This window comes from Anabaena lutea FACHB-196 (genome assembly GCF_014698305.1).
GTDB lineage: Bacteria > Cyanobacteriota > Cyanobacteriia > Cyanobacteriales > Nostocaceae > Anabaena > Anabaena lutea.
The window spans coordinates 258,827-274,257 of sequence record NZ_JACJST010000004.1; the positions used below are offsets into that span (position 1 = coordinate 258,827).

10 protein-coding genes are annotated in these 15,431 nt (G+C 40.0%); 2 read left to right on the plus strand and 8 right to left on the minus strand.

Annotated elements, in window-relative coordinates:
* Nucleotides 1-230 precede the first annotated feature (230 nt).
* From H6G59_RS06845 to H6G59_RS06860, 4 genes are all read right to left on the minus strand, one after another.
* Nucleotides 231-1,661, minus strand: a complete 1,431-nt coding sequence (locus H6G59_RS06845; protein WP_190712720.1) for an aspartate ammonia-lyase — start codon at nucleotides 1,659-1,661, stop codon at nucleotides 231-233.
* Between the two features lie 100 nt (nucleotides 1,662-1,761).
* Nucleotides 1,762-4,725, minus strand: a complete 2,964-nt coding sequence (locus H6G59_RS06850; RefSeq protein ID WP_190712722.1) for a UPF0182 family protein — start codon at nucleotides 4,723-4,725, stop codon at nucleotides 1,762-1,764.
* A 289-nt stretch (nucleotides 4,726-5,014) separates the two neighbouring features.
* Nucleotides 5,015-6,571 carry a CHAT domain-containing protein gene (locus tag H6G59_RS06855; RefSeq protein ID WP_190712724.1) on the minus strand — a complete coding sequence of 519 codons (1,557 nt, stop codon included), beginning with the start codon at nucleotides 6,569-6,571 and terminating at the stop codon, nucleotides 5,015-5,017.
* Nucleotides 6,572-6,603: 32 nt separating this feature from the next.
* A complete protein-coding gene (locus H6G59_RS06860) occupies nucleotides 6,604-7,590 on the minus strand; it encodes a hypothetical protein (protein WP_190712727.1) in 987 nt (328 codons plus the stop codon).
* 469 nt (nucleotides 7,591-8,059) lie between these two features.
* Here H6G59_RS06860 and H6G59_RS06865 point away from each other — a divergent pair, with 469 nt between their 5' ends.
* Entirely contained in the window at nucleotides 8,060-8,485 is a 426-nt protein-coding gene (locus H6G59_RS06865) for a cyclic nucleotide-binding domain-containing protein (RefSeq protein WP_127051866.1), read from the plus strand.
* Nucleotides 8,486-8,523: 38 nt separating this feature from the next.
* Nucleotides 8,524-9,537, plus strand: a complete 1,014-nt coding sequence (locus H6G59_RS06870; RefSeq protein ID WP_190712728.1) for an arginase family protein — start codon at nucleotides 8,524-8,526, stop codon at nucleotides 9,535-9,537.
* A 27-nt stretch (nucleotides 9,538-9,564) separates the two neighbouring features.
* Here the strand turns inward: H6G59_RS06870 and H6G59_RS06875 are convergent, their stop codons facing one another.
* The 4 genes from H6G59_RS06875 to tal form a co-directional block, all read right to left on the minus strand.
* A complete protein-coding gene (locus tag H6G59_RS06875) occupies nucleotides 9,565-10,953 on the minus strand; it encodes a cobyrinic acid a,c-diamide synthase CobB (protein ID WP_190712730.1) in 1,389 nt (462 codons plus the stop codon).
* A 237-nt stretch (nucleotides 10,954-11,190) separates the two neighbouring features.
* The gene (gene opcA, locus H6G59_RS06880) at nucleotides 11,191-12,567 is read right to left on the minus strand and encodes a glucose-6-phosphate dehydrogenase assembly protein OpcA (protein ID WP_190712732.1); all 1,377 of its coding nucleotides are present in this window, start codon (nucleotides 12,565-12,567) and stop codon (nucleotides 11,191-11,193) included.
* 43 nt (nucleotides 12,568-12,610) lie between these two features.
* Nucleotides 12,611-14,140 (minus strand): glucose-6-phosphate dehydrogenase, encoded by a 1,530-nt coding sequence (zwf, locus tag H6G59_RS06885; RefSeq protein WP_190712734.1) that lies wholly within the window; start codon nucleotides 14,138-14,140, stop codon nucleotides 12,611-12,613.
* 130 nt (nucleotides 14,141-14,270) lie between these two features.
* Nucleotides 14,271-15,416, minus strand: coding sequence for a transaldolase (gene tal, locus H6G59_RS06890; RefSeq protein WP_190712736.1), 1,146 nt, complete (start codon nucleotides 15,414-15,416; stop codon nucleotides 14,271-14,273).
* Between the last annotated feature and the right edge of the window lie 15 nt (nucleotides 15,417-15,431).

Consider the following 15,431-nt stretch of genomic DNA (forward strand, 5'->3'; position numbering starts at 1 on the left):
CGTCAGGGATACGCTTCGCTGGGGCGCGAAACCTTTATGAAAGTGTGGTTCATTTACCTGAAAATAGCTGTAATATAACGTCTCGTAGAGAAGCGATTGCCAAGGGACTTCCAATTAAAAAAATGTCCCAAAATTTCTGGTGGTGCGGGACAGACAGCCCGCTAATTATCAAGGACGGGCAGGATTCCCATCCCACAAGATTGGATAATTTATTGTTTGGTGTTTCCTAATTATGTCAAAGGAACGATACCAGAGGTCAGCGCAGCTATCGCACTCATCTGCTCTAAATCTAATACAGTCGCTAATTCTGCTTCTGTCATTAATTCTTTTTCTAGAACTATTTGACGCAGAGATTTTCCGGTTTCTAAAGATTCTTTAGCCACAGCCGCAGCATTCAAATAACCGATATGGGGATTTAAGGCGGTGACTAATGCTAAACTACCTTCGGCATAAGCTAAACATCTTTCTTTGTGAGCGGTAATACCTTGAATACAACTTTCAGTCAGAGCAGAAATGGTATTACCCAAAATTTCGATGCTGTGAATTAGATTATAGGCAATGAGAGGCATCATCACATTTAATTCTAATTGTCCAGCTTGGGCAGCCAGTGCGATCGCACTATCGTATCCCATTACCTGAAAACATACCATTGATGTCATCTCTGCCATTACCGGGTTATATTTCCCCGGCATAATGGAAGAACCAGGTTGGACTGGAGGCAGTTGAATTTCCTTAAATCCGGTTTTGGGTCCCGAATCCATTAAACGCAAGTCATGGGAGATTTTCACCAAGTCCTGGGCTAAATTTCGCAATGCACCGGAAACATTTACAAAAGCCCCCATACTTTGCATAGCAGCCATTAAATGGGGTGCAGGTTCTAGGGGAAATTCCAATAACTGCGAAAGGACTTCTACCACCCGTCGTCGATATTCTGGGTGAGTATTCATTCCCGTACCCGCAGCACTACCACCTAAACCCAACACCATCAAATCCCCAGAAGCGATATAGAGACGGTTTTGATGTTCTGAGAGAATATAAGCCCAAGCCCGGAAATTTTCACCCAAACGCACAGGGACAGCATCTTGTAGGTGGGTTCTTCCAGATTTGACAATATCTTGAAATTCCACAGCTTTTGCTTCCAAAGCAGATATCGCTAACTCTAAAGCTGGGTGTAAAGTTTGGGAAAGCGCCAATAAGCCACCAATACGAATTGCTGTAGGGATAACATCGTTGGTAGACTGCCCATAGTTGACATGATCGTTAGGACTAACTCGTTTATAGTTACCTTTTTCATCACCGAGAAGTTCTAAAGCACGATTTGCCAGAACTTCGTTAATATTCATGTGGTGAGAAGTTCCCGCACCTGCTTGGTAAACATCGACAACAAATTGATCTCGTAATTTACCTGCTAAGATTTCATCAGTAGCTTGGATTATGGCTTTACTGATATCTGCGGGAATGCAATTTAGTTCAGCGTTGACAATTGCGGTAGCTTTTTTAATAAACAAACAAGCATCAACGTAAGTAGGTAAAGGTTTAATCCCGCTAATGGGGAAGTTTTCGATAGCCCTTTGGGTTTGAATACCGTAATAAACATTACTAGCAATTGAGCGATCGCCCATCGAATCCCGTTCTATGCGAAAATCTGTATGGTCAGTCATAGTATTGTTTGAATCATCTCAAAATACAGATCATGCCATGTAGTTGCGCCAAAAAACTAATTTGCAACTTTTGTAAGTAGTTGGACAAATTTAGAAGTCCCTAACCTGGTGGTATTCCTTCTTCTTCCACAGGACGAATAATCGCCGGTGCTGGTGTTAAGTCTGACTGAAAAATTCCCTGCAAAGCTTGTTCCAAAGTTTGCGCCATGACAATCCGATTTTCATAAGCAACAACTACCCGCACCAAAGTTGGCAAACTATTTTGTGTCGCTTCTAAATAAATTGGCTCAACGTACAATAAAGATTGCTCAATGGGAACAATCAAAAGATTACCCTGAATTACACTAGAACCTTGACGATTCCATAGAGAAATTTGTTGAGAAATTACGGGATCTTGGTTAATTCTTGCTTCTATTTGCTCAGTTCCATAAATCAAGCGTTCTTTAGGAAAGTTATATAATAGCAATTTACCGTAGTTCTCGCCATCTGAACGCGCCGCTAACCAAGCAATTAAATTTGTTCGTTGTTTGGGTGTGTAGGGAATCAGCAATATAAATTCTTCAAAGGCAACATTAGGAAGGCTAGTAATTAAATAGTAAGGTTCAACTGGACGGGTTTGGGTTCCATAAATTTCATTGGGAATTTGCCATTGGTCTTCCCGATTGTAAAATACTTGGGTATCGGTCATATGATAAATCATTAACCGTTCCGATTGAATTTTGAAAAAATCAACCGGATAGCGGATATGACTGCGGAGATTTGCAGGCATAGCTGCCAGCGGTTGGAACATTTGCGGAAAAATTTTTGACCAAGAAACAATGAGAGGATCTTTTGGTTCAGCAATGTAAAATCGCACTGTGCCATTGTAAGCATCAATGACGATTTTAACGGAGTTACGAATATAGTTGATACCGTCCCTACCTCTGTCAGAATAGGGATAGTGATCGCTTATTGTATAAGCATCCACTATCCAATAAAGATAATTATTTGCTCCTGGAAATTGGAGATTTTTATTGTTAGAATTTGCATCAGCAGCTACTAAATAAGGCTCACCATCAAATTTCAAAAAAGGTGCAATGGCGCGAATTCGTTGGTTAATATTTCGCCGGAATAATACTTTAGTTTCTGGCAAAAAATTTCGTGTAAAGACCATTTGCCAGTCTTTTAAATAGGTAGCAAATAACCAGCGTCTCCATAGAGAACCAATTCTAATTCCACCTTTGCCATCATAAGTATTATAAATATTCTCACTGCCACTGGGATAGTCTAATTCTTTGACTTTCGTGCCAGTCATGACATGAGTGTTAGTAATTTCTCCGTAATAAATTCGTGGTTCCTGAATAGGAATGCTTTCTCTAATGGCTTCACTAGAAGTAGTCAATGCACTACCATTACCGCTAATATCTTTAACAAAATATTCTGGTAAACCACCAGGAGCAACTTTATTAACGGGACTCATAGTAAAGCCGTAACCATGAGTGTAAATTAAATTACGGTTTACCCATGTCTGAGCTTGTTGTGGTACAGCATTATAGTCTAATTCCCTGGCAGCAATTAATACCTGCTGTTTTTCTGTTGATTGTGATTGAGTTGTAATTTGGTAGCGATCAATATCGGCATCAGGAAACTGATAATAAGGACGAATTTGTTGTAATTGACGGTTAGTTTTTAAGAGTGGTTCTTGATCCCAAAGACGGATATTGCGAATTGTGAGATCATTGGCTTTGAGATCAGCTTGAGTTAATTTTCCTTGGGGGTTAAAGGTTTGAGAATTAATTACTTCTAAATTGAATGCTTGACGAGTTAGAGCAATAGTACGTTGTATGTAAGGTTGCTCTCGCTGTAATTCATTCGGCTGAACGATTAAATACTGGACAACAGCAGGTACAATAAAATCACCAATAACTATTAAGCCTAGATAAAGACTCACCGCGTAAATTATCCAGCGATGATGCCGAGATTTGGATTTCCAAAATAAAGTTTGCCATAACAGGTAAAATGCGATCGCTACAGCTAAAACACATAACATGGTTTCAGCGGGCAACTGTATCTTAGCATCGGTATAACTAGCGCCAAAACTCACACCACGAGGAGAATAAACGAGTTGATAGCGACTCAGCCAATAACTAAAAGCCACTACCAACATTAAACAGCCACCCAAGCCGAATAAATGACGTTTTTGTGATGGTGAAAAGCCAGGAAAAATGCCTTGACTGAGGCTATCTCCTGATAAAAGATAGGTGAGAAGAACGGCAATAAAGCCATATAAACATAATCCCACCAGCCAAAATGCCAATAGTTCCCAGACTGGGAGGTAAAAAATATAAAAGCCGATATCCTTACCCAGTAAAGGTTCTGTGCTGTTGAAGGGTGTGGAGTGGGAATAGAGAACTATCTTTTCCCAATTGTGAGACAGCACCCAGCCAAAAACGAGACTGAGAATAACTGCGATCGCTCTGAGGCAAAATTGGGCATATACTAAAAGTGCGATCGCTATTACCAAAGCTAAGACAAAATACCAAGCTTGTGAAATAACCCTGTTGGCTAAGTTCCAAATTGTCTCCAATTGGAATAAAGGGGGAAGTAGACTAACCTGATTAACCTCTCCATACCAATAATTTAGGGTAATTTCCCCATAATGCACCACAATAAACCCCACCAAAAAACTTAGTCCTAAACTCAAAGGAAGTAGCCAGTGTAATCTAATTTCTGTCTTTCCTAAATCAATTTGGGCGGTTTCATCAACTTTGGCATACTGGGGACTAAGAAACTTTGTGAATTCCCTACCAAATCTTTTTTCCCCACTTCTAGCTGGCTCAATGTTCAAAAAATAGGGATATTTCAGTCGATTTGCTACTGCAAGATTTCCTAAAAGATAGGCAAAATTAATGCTAACAACTCCCACCCATAAAGCACTCTGAGTTATTAAACGCAGCAGAAATGTTTGTAAATAGCCAACTTCCTGAAACCAAAAAATTTCCGCTCCCAAATGGGAAATCAAAGCTAATATTAACAACAACCCTAAGCATATTATAAAAACTCTCAAGCCCCATTTCCAGAACATTCCTTTTACACCCCTTTTCCCTGCTGTAACTGTTAACAAATTCCGTGGGTTTAAATACCTGCTGCAAACCGCTGTAATTACGAATTACGTATCCCTAGCGGAACCGTAGGCATTAAGTAGGTGGGCGTTAAAAAATATAAGATAGACCTAACCCCCCAGCCCCCTTCCCTACCAGCGAAGTGGGAGTCAAAGCCTCTCCCCTTGTAGGGGAGAGGTTTGGAGAGAGGTTTTATATTTAATTGCGCCAATCTACTTATTCCGAATTACGAATTACGAATTACGAATTATTTTAATTCCAGTTACCAATCATAGTGAAAGCAGACCAAAAATAAGGATGGGATAAATCGATCTTACCTAAATTAGACAGTTCTGGAGGTAGAGAAATGCGTTTTTCTGGTGACAGATATAATTGTTCATCAGCTATGCGAACTTCGCCCTTCAGCATGGCTAACTGAGCTTGTCTGAGAGATTCAGAGCGCAAGGAAGTCATCTTTAACTGCTCGTAAAATTTAGTCATCAGTGCCAGAGAACCTTGATCACTCACATACCAAAGGCTACCTAATACCGATTTTACCCCTGCCTGCACTGCTAAACCAGAAAATCCTAATTCTACTTCTTGACTACCCAAGGCAGTTCTACAGGCACTCAAAACTAACATTTCTACTTTAGGATTTTTACTCCATTGTAATTCTTGAGATAACTTTCTCAACTGTTGTAAGTTGATTTTTTCGTTCCAAAGTTGAATATAAGAATTATTGATTTTTCCTGGTTTAAAATCACCATGAGTTGCTAAGTGAATAATCCCATAATTCTGTTTATTACTAAAAGCCTTGAGATTATTTAGGGTAGATGCTTCATTTAAAAATACCTGAGCCTGACTTTGCCAAATTTGTTTACTTATGGCATCTATTTCTATGGGTACAGAAGGTAAAGGCTCTTGTCCTTCTGTACTTTGCGATATCCCCATAGCTAGGATGTCCGAATTGACAATAGGAACATAACGAGTATCTGTGAGGCTAAAACTAGGGATAATACCAATACTATATTTTTCAATCAAGAACTCTTTACCATCATGTAAAGCAGCAATAGGAATAGTTCGCAAGCCGCTATCCAGGGAAAAGATTAAGGTATTGATTTTATTGGCTTTTAAGGCTGGCTCCAGAGGCTCAATTATCCAATTATAGAGTTGTTGAGCGCTTGTAAAGTAATCGTTACGTCTATTATTAGTAATTTTAGCTCTAAACTCTTTAGCAACTTTTTGGATATTGCTGTTTTTGGCTTCTTGGATATCTTTGCGGAGAATTTGAGGCTGATATACAGGAATTGGTGTTGTAACTTGTAAGCTTTTATAATTGCTAGAAATATTTTTTTGATCTTCAATTGGTGGAATCAGAATTAGACTCAATTTGTCTTTTAAAGCAGTTACGTAAATAACTGCGGCTTTTCGATTTGTCTTTTTAGTAAGAATAGCTAAATTGTTAGCGATCCCTTCTGCTGAAGTAATATCTCCAAAAAAATCAGTACCTAAATATGCCCCAAATTGAAAAGCTTGTAATTCTTCCAACTGCGTCACAGCTTCTGCTGGTGTTGCTGCTGAAAAAGCTCTATCAAATTCGTTCCTATCTACGACAATTACTCCCGTATCTTTATTATCATTATTAGGGTTAACAACTTCTTGGGGATCAGGATTAGTGATATCTGACTGATTTCCAGGGTTAACAACCTCTTGCGGGTCAGGATTAGTGATATCTGACTGATTTTCTGATTGTGCCTGAACAGATTTCAAGAAACTGAGAATTAAAATAACCGACAAAAAAATTGACAAGAATAAACGATTAAATTTCATCAATCTGATCCTAAATATTGATGTAAATTACGCTAAAAAGAAAGACTATAACCGATACCTAATATAAAACGTGTACCATCACCAGCATTGCCAGTAATATCGCTAATTCCTGGTGTTATTACCACAGGAATTTTCTTAAATGGTGCGACAGATAAACCCAAAGCTAAATCTTGTCCTGACCATTCAATGATTGTACTCACTGGCTTTGCAACTTGTACAGCTACACTACCAAAAACACCAACTGAATCAATCTTTTTGTTAATATCCGATTCGGAACGAAACTGTCCACCACCCACACCAGCGGATACATAAAGGCGGCTAAAAGGTTTGCTATCACTATCTTGTAAGCGAAACATTTTAGTAACTACACCGTAACCAGATGTACCTCCATCGGTGTCACCAAACGTTACAAAATTTTTCACACCGACAGCCACGGCCATATCATTTGGTAGTCGGCGATGTAATTTTAAACTAATGTTTCCATTTTGGAAAGAATCCAGATCAACAATACCTACATTTACATCTAAACCAACCGATTTGTTAGCATCACCTAAGCCTATACCCACACCTAAAACTCCATCAGCTTTGTCAGTAAAGCGAGCGCGAGATTGTAATCCTACCGCAATAGAGGCTCTTCCCCAAGATTTACCATAAGCAGATGGTGTCAGCATAGTAATACTGGGAGTTGAAAGCGGCCGCGCTTTATTATTTTCTAGTACTAAGGGTAACTTTTGTGGTTTAAAAGGCTTTTGCTCTGGGTAGCTAGGTTCTGTTGTTAAATGATTACCATTTTGATCAATGTTGATTTCAGGAGCCTGAGTTAAATAATCAGAAGGTATTGATATAGCTGTGGGACTGATTGGAGTTACAACCTCTGGTTCTATGTTTCCTAAAGTTGGAAATTGTTTGATGGGACTTAGCTCTGTAACTTGACTAGGAGTAAATTTATCCTCATGAATAATTTTGCTATGTACATTGTTATAAATTTCTATGAGGGAATAATTCTCTAAAAAGTACATAATCCTACCCGATGTGCGTGAGTTGAGATGCTAAAGTTCTATAAGTCTTAAAAGAGGATATTATATCCTGTCCAGTTGAATACTTATGATTAAGGGTTGACACGGAGAGTTTTTTTGATAAACAATTAGCAGAACTTGATATAAATACCCTTTATTTAAATACCCCACAGTGGTATTTATTATATCAATACTCTAGACAGTTTTATGACCAAGGTAAAAAGAAAGTTACTTAACACTACAGGTTTAGGGATCAGTTTTCTGCCAATGGCTAAGACTGAGAGATATACTTCTCAAGGAAATATATAAGTGTTCATGCTCATTATCTACTTACTGATTAACTGGTATAATATTCTCCAGACTCTACATCTACCCTCAAAGAGTTAGGTCAAAATCGTTGTTAATATGGCTAATCTCCTTCTCACTTCAGATTTGAAACTTGTAAAGATTGTTTGATTAATAACTAGTAATTATGCTCACCAGCGTTGATCGATTGTTATTTGTCCGGCGCGTCCCTATTTTTAATGAATTGCGAGATGATTTTGTGGTTCGGCTGGCTTCAGTGATGAATGAATTATCATATCCTGCTAATTACAGCATCTTTAAACAGGGTGAAGAAGGGCGATCGCTTTATATTGTTGTATCTGGTAAAGTCAAAGTGCATATTGGGGAAACCAAATTAGCAGAAGTTGAGCAAGGGAAATACTTTGGAGAAATGGCTGTATTTGATACTCAACCCCGTTCCGCCACCGCTACGACTGTAGATCCTTGTGAATGTTTAGAACTCACCCAAGAGCAACTTTATGATGCGATTGAAGAAACTCCAGAAATTGCGGTGAATATTATTCGTGAACTATCGCGGATAATTCGCCGACTGAATGAAAGTATTAATCATTAGTCATTAGTCATTAGTCATTGGTCAATCCTTAATTCAATATGTTTGCCACTTATTTTCATCCGCACACCTGCCAAACCTCTAAAGCAATTAATTCGATTTCTTTTGTAGGTTATTCATTTCCTCATTACAATCATATCAGACAAGAAATTGCTAAAAAAATCACTATTTATCCAACTTTGCCTGTTAAGAAAGTTAAATATAGTGAATATCTGCGAGTTCATAGTCATGATTATCTACAAAAGTTGGTTTTCAAGGCATTAGGAAAACCACTTAATGAATCAATGCGTTCCTTACCACTTCTGGGTATTGAATGCGAAGGTTTTGAATATTGCCTACCCGGTTATGTATATGGCTTGGGGGGAATATTTGCTGCTATAGATGAAATAAAAAGAGGACGTTTAGAACGTGCCTACTGTTTTTGTTTAGGAGGACATCATGCACATAGAAACTGGGGACATGGATATTGTTTACTTAACCCTTTAGCAACAGCAGCAAAATATGCTCAGTCCCAAGGTTTCCATAAAATATTAATTATAGATTGGGATATTCATCATGGAGATGGTACGCAATCAATTTTTAGCTGTGACGATAATGTTTATTGCATTAGTATCCATACTGCCGTTGATATATATATGTCTAAAGCTTCTAATTTAAGCTATGGGACAACGACAATGGCAGAAAAAATTGGACATTGTAATATTCCTCTTATTTCTGAGGGAATAACACCAGATATTATTGCAGAAATAGGATTAGATGGGAAGTTTTACCGAAGTCATGAAAGTTTATCAACCTTCCGTCATGCTTTAGAAAATTTACCCTGGAATCCTGATTTAATTTTCATCTTTTCTGGGTATGACTCACATCGAGATGATTGTGGTAAAGACATTACGGATTGGACAAATAGAGACTTTCAAGAATTAACTAAATATGTTTTAGATTTAGCTAAAAAAGTATCCTGTCCAGTTATTTCCAGGCATGGAGGTGGATATTATACACCTGTGACCATATCAGCAGCATTAAGTCATATAGAAATTTTAGCTAATTATAAATAACTCTTCAATTATCCTGAAAGAAAAATTTTATTCACCAAATTTTTGAGCTTGTTGCAGAAACATTTGGGGAATTTCTAAAGTTTCTCCCCAATGTTGATGAATGTATGAAGCATGAACATTAGGTAAACACCAACCTTCAAAACCTGTATTTTCCTTACAATCATAACGATATGTATCAAATAAAGGTTGTTGAGAATTAGTAATTAAATGAGAACGATGAAACTCATGTCCATATATATTTGTTCCGGCATCGAATAAGAAACTATTTTGTAAAGCTACTGCACGACGATATCCTAAAGTTAACTTTTTATCCATTTGTGCTGATGTTGGTAAAATGCCCACCATTGACCAAGATTTACCTTCAAAATCAATAATATTTTCACATAAATACATCAATCCTCCACATTCAGCAATTGTGGGAATTCCGGCTAAAATAGCCTTCTTTACTTCTTTAATAACGCTTGTATTAGCAGCTAATTGTTGTGCAAATACTTCGGGAAATCCACCACCAAAATACAGTCCTTGGATATTGTTTGGGAATTCTGTATTTTCTAAAGGACTCCAAAAAACTAATTCTGCACCTAATTGTTGCAGTAAATCTAAATTATCTTGATAGTAAAAATTAAAGGCTTTATCTAGTGCAACTGCGATTCTGATTTGAGATTTGAGATTGGGGATTTGGGATTGGGGAGATTGAGGATTAATAACTGAAATTGGAGATACTTGAAGTAGTGGTAATAATCTTTGCCAATCAAAGCAATTATCGCCTAAATCTGCCAAGCGATTGACTACATCATTCAATTCTGGTAATTCAGATGTGGGGACTAAACCAAGATGACGGTCGGGTATAGTGATGTTATCTTGTCTTCGTAAAACGCCGAGAATCGGTAATTTTAGGGGTTTTAGAGAATCTTTGAGCAGGGATAAATGGCGATCGCTTCCCACCCGATTCAGAACTAACCCAGCAATTTTAATTCTACTATCCAAAGCACAATAACCATGTGCGATCGCAGCCACCGAACCAGACAACCGACTACAATCAATCACCAAAATCACAGGTATGTCTAATAACCGTGCAACGTGCGCTGTACTCGCAAAATCAGTTGGTAATTGATTTTCTTCTCCAGTCCCCTTCACCCCATCAAATAAACCCATTACCCCCTCAACTAGAGCATATTCGCACCTTGGGGAATGACGATGAAAACATTCTTTTACATAACTTTCCGAAGTCAGCACAGCGTCTAAATTCCGACAAGCACGACCAGTAACATACTGATGAAACATCGGATCAATATAGTCTGGCCCCACTTTAAAAGATTGTACCTTTGCACCACGACGGCACAAAGACGCTAAAAGGGTAAGTGTCACAGTTGTCTTACCCACCCCGCTACGTTCTCCAGCAATAATTATAGACATTGGTAATTAGAATTATTTCATTGACATTTTTATAGCAGTTTTATCACCAAGCCTGTAGGGGCTGGGTTTCCCTGCCCTCGATTGTATTGTAAATATTGCATCTTTAAGTGAGTTTTGGAGATACGTTGGAATATCACATTGCACTATTACCCAACGATTAAAAATAAAAAATACCCCCTTACATCACAGAAAGAGGGTAAAAGAGTGAGGAATAAATTCCCAATTACAAATTATCAATTAGCGATTCTCCAACTTCAAAGTTTGTGCTATCACCGCCAAACTTTCTTCAAAAAGTGCCTCACGACCCCAGCGTTGTACCTGTTGACTCAACAGCACTTCCGCTTTCTGTTCCGAAAGAGAACTTACCTGTTGAAACAAACCAGCAGACTGAGCGCCACCGTGAGTTTCCATCCGCATACAACCGCCCGTTTCCGAGCAAATTAAAGTTCCACAATTAGCTTGAGGATTAGTAGAACTCAAACGCAAAGCAATCAAATCACCAACAATGTCACCAATATCAGCAATGGGAACACCTGCTAATTCTGCTTCTATTTGTTTTTGGTCTTGAGCCAGGAAACGAACGCGAGTGATATCATAATCACCGGTTTCCTTTGAATAAGAAACAGCCTGCCATTCCAACCGACTTGCCAACCAACCCAAAAACAGCAAACCTTGAGCAGGGTTGCCCTTTTCGTAATCAATAGCTACACGGTCAATTTCTCTCAAACCAGCACGACGCTGAGGTGCATCGTAAGCTTCAGCAGTTAACTCTTGCCATGCAGCCAAACGCCGCCAGTTCAAATCAGCTAGAGGTACACCCGTTTCTACCAATTCTTGCAAAGTCAATAAATCATCTTCTGGAGTATTAAAGTTGCAAGAATCAACAATCACATTATTACAAACAGCCGCTAACCTTTTAAACAAAGGGTTATGAGCATCTGGTGTAGCCTTCCACCACAAAAACTTAGGCAAACCACCAATTAACAAAGCGGGAATCATCCCTCCAACTCTTTCCAAAGCTGCCACTGTCCCTGTGAGAGTAATGTATTCACAGCAAACTAGTGTACTAGAAGATTGCTTTTGAATTGGACAATAGGCGGAAACTTGCGCCTTTACCCCCTCATCTTCCCCAGCAATGGGACACAAAGCAATAATGCGGCAAGGGTTACGGAGCGCGATTTCATCAGCAATGGTAGGACTAGTGGCGCTGAAAGTATAGCCCATAGCCGCGCCATGATTATCTCCCTTTGGTCCGCTGTGCTGCTTTTGGAAGTATTCTTCCCGTAAAACCGTGAGAGTTTCCGGTGTAGCAGTACCAGTTTCTGGTAATTCATGCTTTTTTTGTACTTCCCGCAATGCTGCGTCTGTTTGTGGCCCTAAAATGCCATCGATGGGACCGTTGTAAAAGCCTGTTGCCGCTAACAAATACTGGGTTTCTTCCGGTTCATAAACCACCAAAGTAAATGTCGTAGCCCGGGTTGCCGCAGGCAGTCCACCGTCATCGCCGGTGATACCATAACTTTGCCAGATTTGAGTTAATTCCGCTTCTATTTCTGTGAGCGAAACATCCTTAGGTGCTTGCAGTGAAAAAATCGTCGGAGCTTGTGTAGCCATAGTCTATTTTGGATTTTGGATTTTGGATTTTGATCTAAAATTTCTAGAGTCTGCGCCAGCGGCGACCATCTTGGTTAATCAAGAATTCTGCTTCTGCTGGTTCCCAAGTACCAGCTTCGTACTGGGGAACAGTGGTGGGATCTGCCGGTGCGTCCCACACGGAAAGGGCTGGTGTGACTACTTGCCAAGCTGCTTCCACTTCGTCTGCCCGTGTGAAGAGTGTTTGGTCGCCCATCATACAATCGAGGAACAGGCGATCATAGGCATCAGAAGTAGCTTGGATACCAAAGGAACCATAACTAAAGTCCATATCAACGGCACGAGTGCGGAATTCTGCCCCTGGCATTTTCACATCAAAGCGCAGGGAAATGCCCTCATTCGGCTGAATTCGCATTGTCAAAATGTTGGCGTTGGTCTGTTGAGCAGCGGAAGTAAACATTTTGGAAGGAACTTCGCGGAAGTGAATGGAAATTTCGCTCACCTTTTTTGGCATCCGCTTCCCTGTTCTGAGGTAGAAAGGAACACCTTTCCAGCGCCAGTTATCCACCATGAACTTCATTGCTACATAGGTGGGTGTTGTTGAGTTAGGATCAACTCCCGGTTCTTGCCGATACCCCTCAACTGGTTGTCCTTTCATCCAGCCGGCGCTATATTGCCCGCGAATTGCCGAACGTGAGAGATTATGAATATCAGCTAGACGAGTAGCCTGTAGTACTTTAACTTTTTCTGTGCGGATACTGTCAGCATCCATTGAATTGGGTGCTTCCATTGCTGTTAAGCAATAAAGTTGCATCAGGTGATTTTGCAACATATCCCGCAGTGCGCCGGCGCTTTCATAGTAACCAGCCCGGTCTTCTACTCCGACGGTTTCCGCTACGGTAATTTGTACGTGGTCAACAAATTGTCGATTCCACAAAGGTTCAAAAATGGCGTTAGCAAAACGGAACACCAGCAAGTTTTGAACTGTTTCTTTACCTAAGTAATGGTCAATGCGGTAGACTTGGTTTTCTTTACAATATTTCTGCACTATTTGGTTAAGACTTTGGGCAGAAGCCAAGTCCCGACCAAAGGGTTTTTCAATTACCAGTCGATGTTTGTAAGGATCTTCTAGCATTCCCCCTCCCCCTAGCTGTTTGATAGCTTCAGGAAAGAAGTTGGGGGCAACGGAAAGGTAGAACATTCGGTTTCCCCTTGTTCCCCGTTTCTCGTCTAATTCACTTAATAAGGTTTTTAGTTTTTGGTAACTTTCCGGGTCGTCTATATTCCCAGGACAGTAGAATAGACCTTGAGAAAAGTCTTGCCACAGTTCCCCTAGTTCGACACTACTATGAGCTTCTTCCATGCCCTTCTGCATTTGTTCACGGAAGTATTCATGGCTCCATTCTCGACGTGCTACACCGACAATGGTGGTTTCTGGCGGAATACGTCTTTCTCTCCGTAATTTGTACAGTGCTGGTACTAGTTTGCGCCAGGTAAGATCCCCGGAAGCGCCAAAGATAACTATAATTTGGGGTTCGGGCATCCCTTGCTGTTGTAGACCAACGCGTAGGGGATTTTCTAGCAGACTGACCATAGAATTTTAGATTTTGGATTTTGGATTTTGGATTTAGGGAAAGGTGACAGGTGACAGGTGACAGGTGACAGGTGACAGGTAATTCCTCCCCATCTCCCCATCTTCCCATCTCCCCATCTCCCCATCTCCCCTATACTGGTGACAATAGCTTGATTTTGCCTTCTAAAGAGTTCATTAGTGACTGGAAGGGCTGGACAAATTTGTCAATACCTTCAACGAGTAATTCGTCCATTACGGTATTGATGTCAATGTTGATGTCCGCTTCTTTCAAGCTTTCGATGAGGGTGTACGCTTCTTCTACCCTTGTTTCCAGGCGATCGCTCACATCGCAATGGTCGGCACAAGCTTTTATTGTTGCTGGTGGTAGGGTGTTAACTGTGTCTTTGCCAATTAGTTCGTTGACATACATGACATCGTTGTAACTGGGATCTTTGGTGCTGGTGCTGGCCCATAGTAACCGCTGTACTTTTGCGCCTTTTGCTGCTAAGGCTTGCCAAGCATCAGTGCTGGTGATTTTCTTGTATTCTTGGTAAGCTATCTTGGCGTTAGCGATCGCAATTTTCCCTTTGATAGCTCGCAACACAGCTTCATGGTTAATGTCATCAACGCCAAGCTGCAATTTCGCATCTATCGTACTGTCGATGTTGCTATCAATCCGGCTGAGGAAAAAGCTGGCTACAGAAGCAATTTTGCTAATATCCCTACCTTCACTCACCCGTTTTTCTAAGCCCCGAATATACGCCCAAGCTGCATTAATGTAACTTTGGACTGCAAACAACAGCGTCACGTTGATATTAATTCCTTCAGCTATTGCTTGTTCTACAGCTGGTAAACCAGCTTCAGTCCCAGGAATTTTAATCATCACATTTTCTCGCCCAATTTCCTGGAAATATCGACGAGCTTCAGCTATTGTCGCTTGGGTATCATGAGCTATAGTTGGTGGGACTTCTATACTCACATAACCATCTAGACCATTCGTGGCTTCATAAACAGGGCGCAAAATATCACAAGCATTGCGGATATCTGCAAAAACTAGGGATTCATAAATTTTGTATGTCGGTAAACCCTCACGAATTCCAACTTCAATATCGGCATCATAAATGGCATTACCAGTAATTGCTTTTTCAAAGATGGCGGGGTTGGAGGTAATACCAGAGATTCCTTGATTTTTCACCAAGTTTTCGAGTTCCCCTGATTGAATAATGTCACGGCTCAAATTATCCATCCAGATACTTTGACCGTATTCTTTTATCTCTAATAAATGATTGGTTGCCATAGCTATTTTTTAACT

Excerpts from the sequence above, each read along its gene's own strand:
- tal (WP_190712736.1), bottom strand. The coding sequence starts at position 15,416 with ATGGCAACCAATCATTTATTAGAGATAAAAGAATACGGTCAAAGTATC.
- H6G59_RS06850 (WP_190712722.1), bottom strand. The coding sequence starts at position 4,725 with ATGTTCTGGAAATGGGGCTTGAGAGTTTTTATAATATGCTTAGGGTTG.
- H6G59_RS06875 (WP_190712730.1), bottom strand. The coding sequence starts at position 10,953 with ATGTCTATAATTATTGCTGGAGAACGTAGCGGGGTGGGTAAGACAACT.
- H6G59_RS06845 (WP_190712720.1), bottom strand. The coding sequence starts at position 1,661 with ATGACTGACCATACAGATTTTCGCATAGAACGGGATTCGATGGGCGAT.
- H6G59_RS06855 (WP_190712724.1), bottom strand. The coding sequence starts at position 6,571 with ATGAAATTTAATCGTTTATTCTTGTCAATTTTTTTGTCGGTTATTTTA.
- zwf (WP_190712734.1), bottom strand. The coding sequence starts at position 14,140 with ATGGTCAGTCTGCTAGAAAATCCCCTACGCGTTGGTCTACAACAGCAA.
- H6G59_RS06865 (WP_127051866.1), top strand. The coding sequence starts at position 8,060 with ATGCTCACCAGCGTTGATCGATTGTTATTTGTCCGGCGCGTCCCTATT.
- opcA (WP_190712732.1), bottom strand. The coding sequence starts at position 12,567 with ATGGCTACACAAGCTCCGACGATTTTTTCACTGCAAGCACCTAAGGAT.
- H6G59_RS06860 (WP_190712727.1), bottom strand. The coding sequence starts at position 7,590 with ATGTACTTTTTAGAGAATTATTCCCTCATAGAAATTTATAACAATGTA.
- H6G59_RS06870 (WP_190712728.1), top strand. The coding sequence starts at position 8,524 with ATGTTTGCCACTTATTTTCATCCGCACACCTGCCAAACCTCTAAAGCA.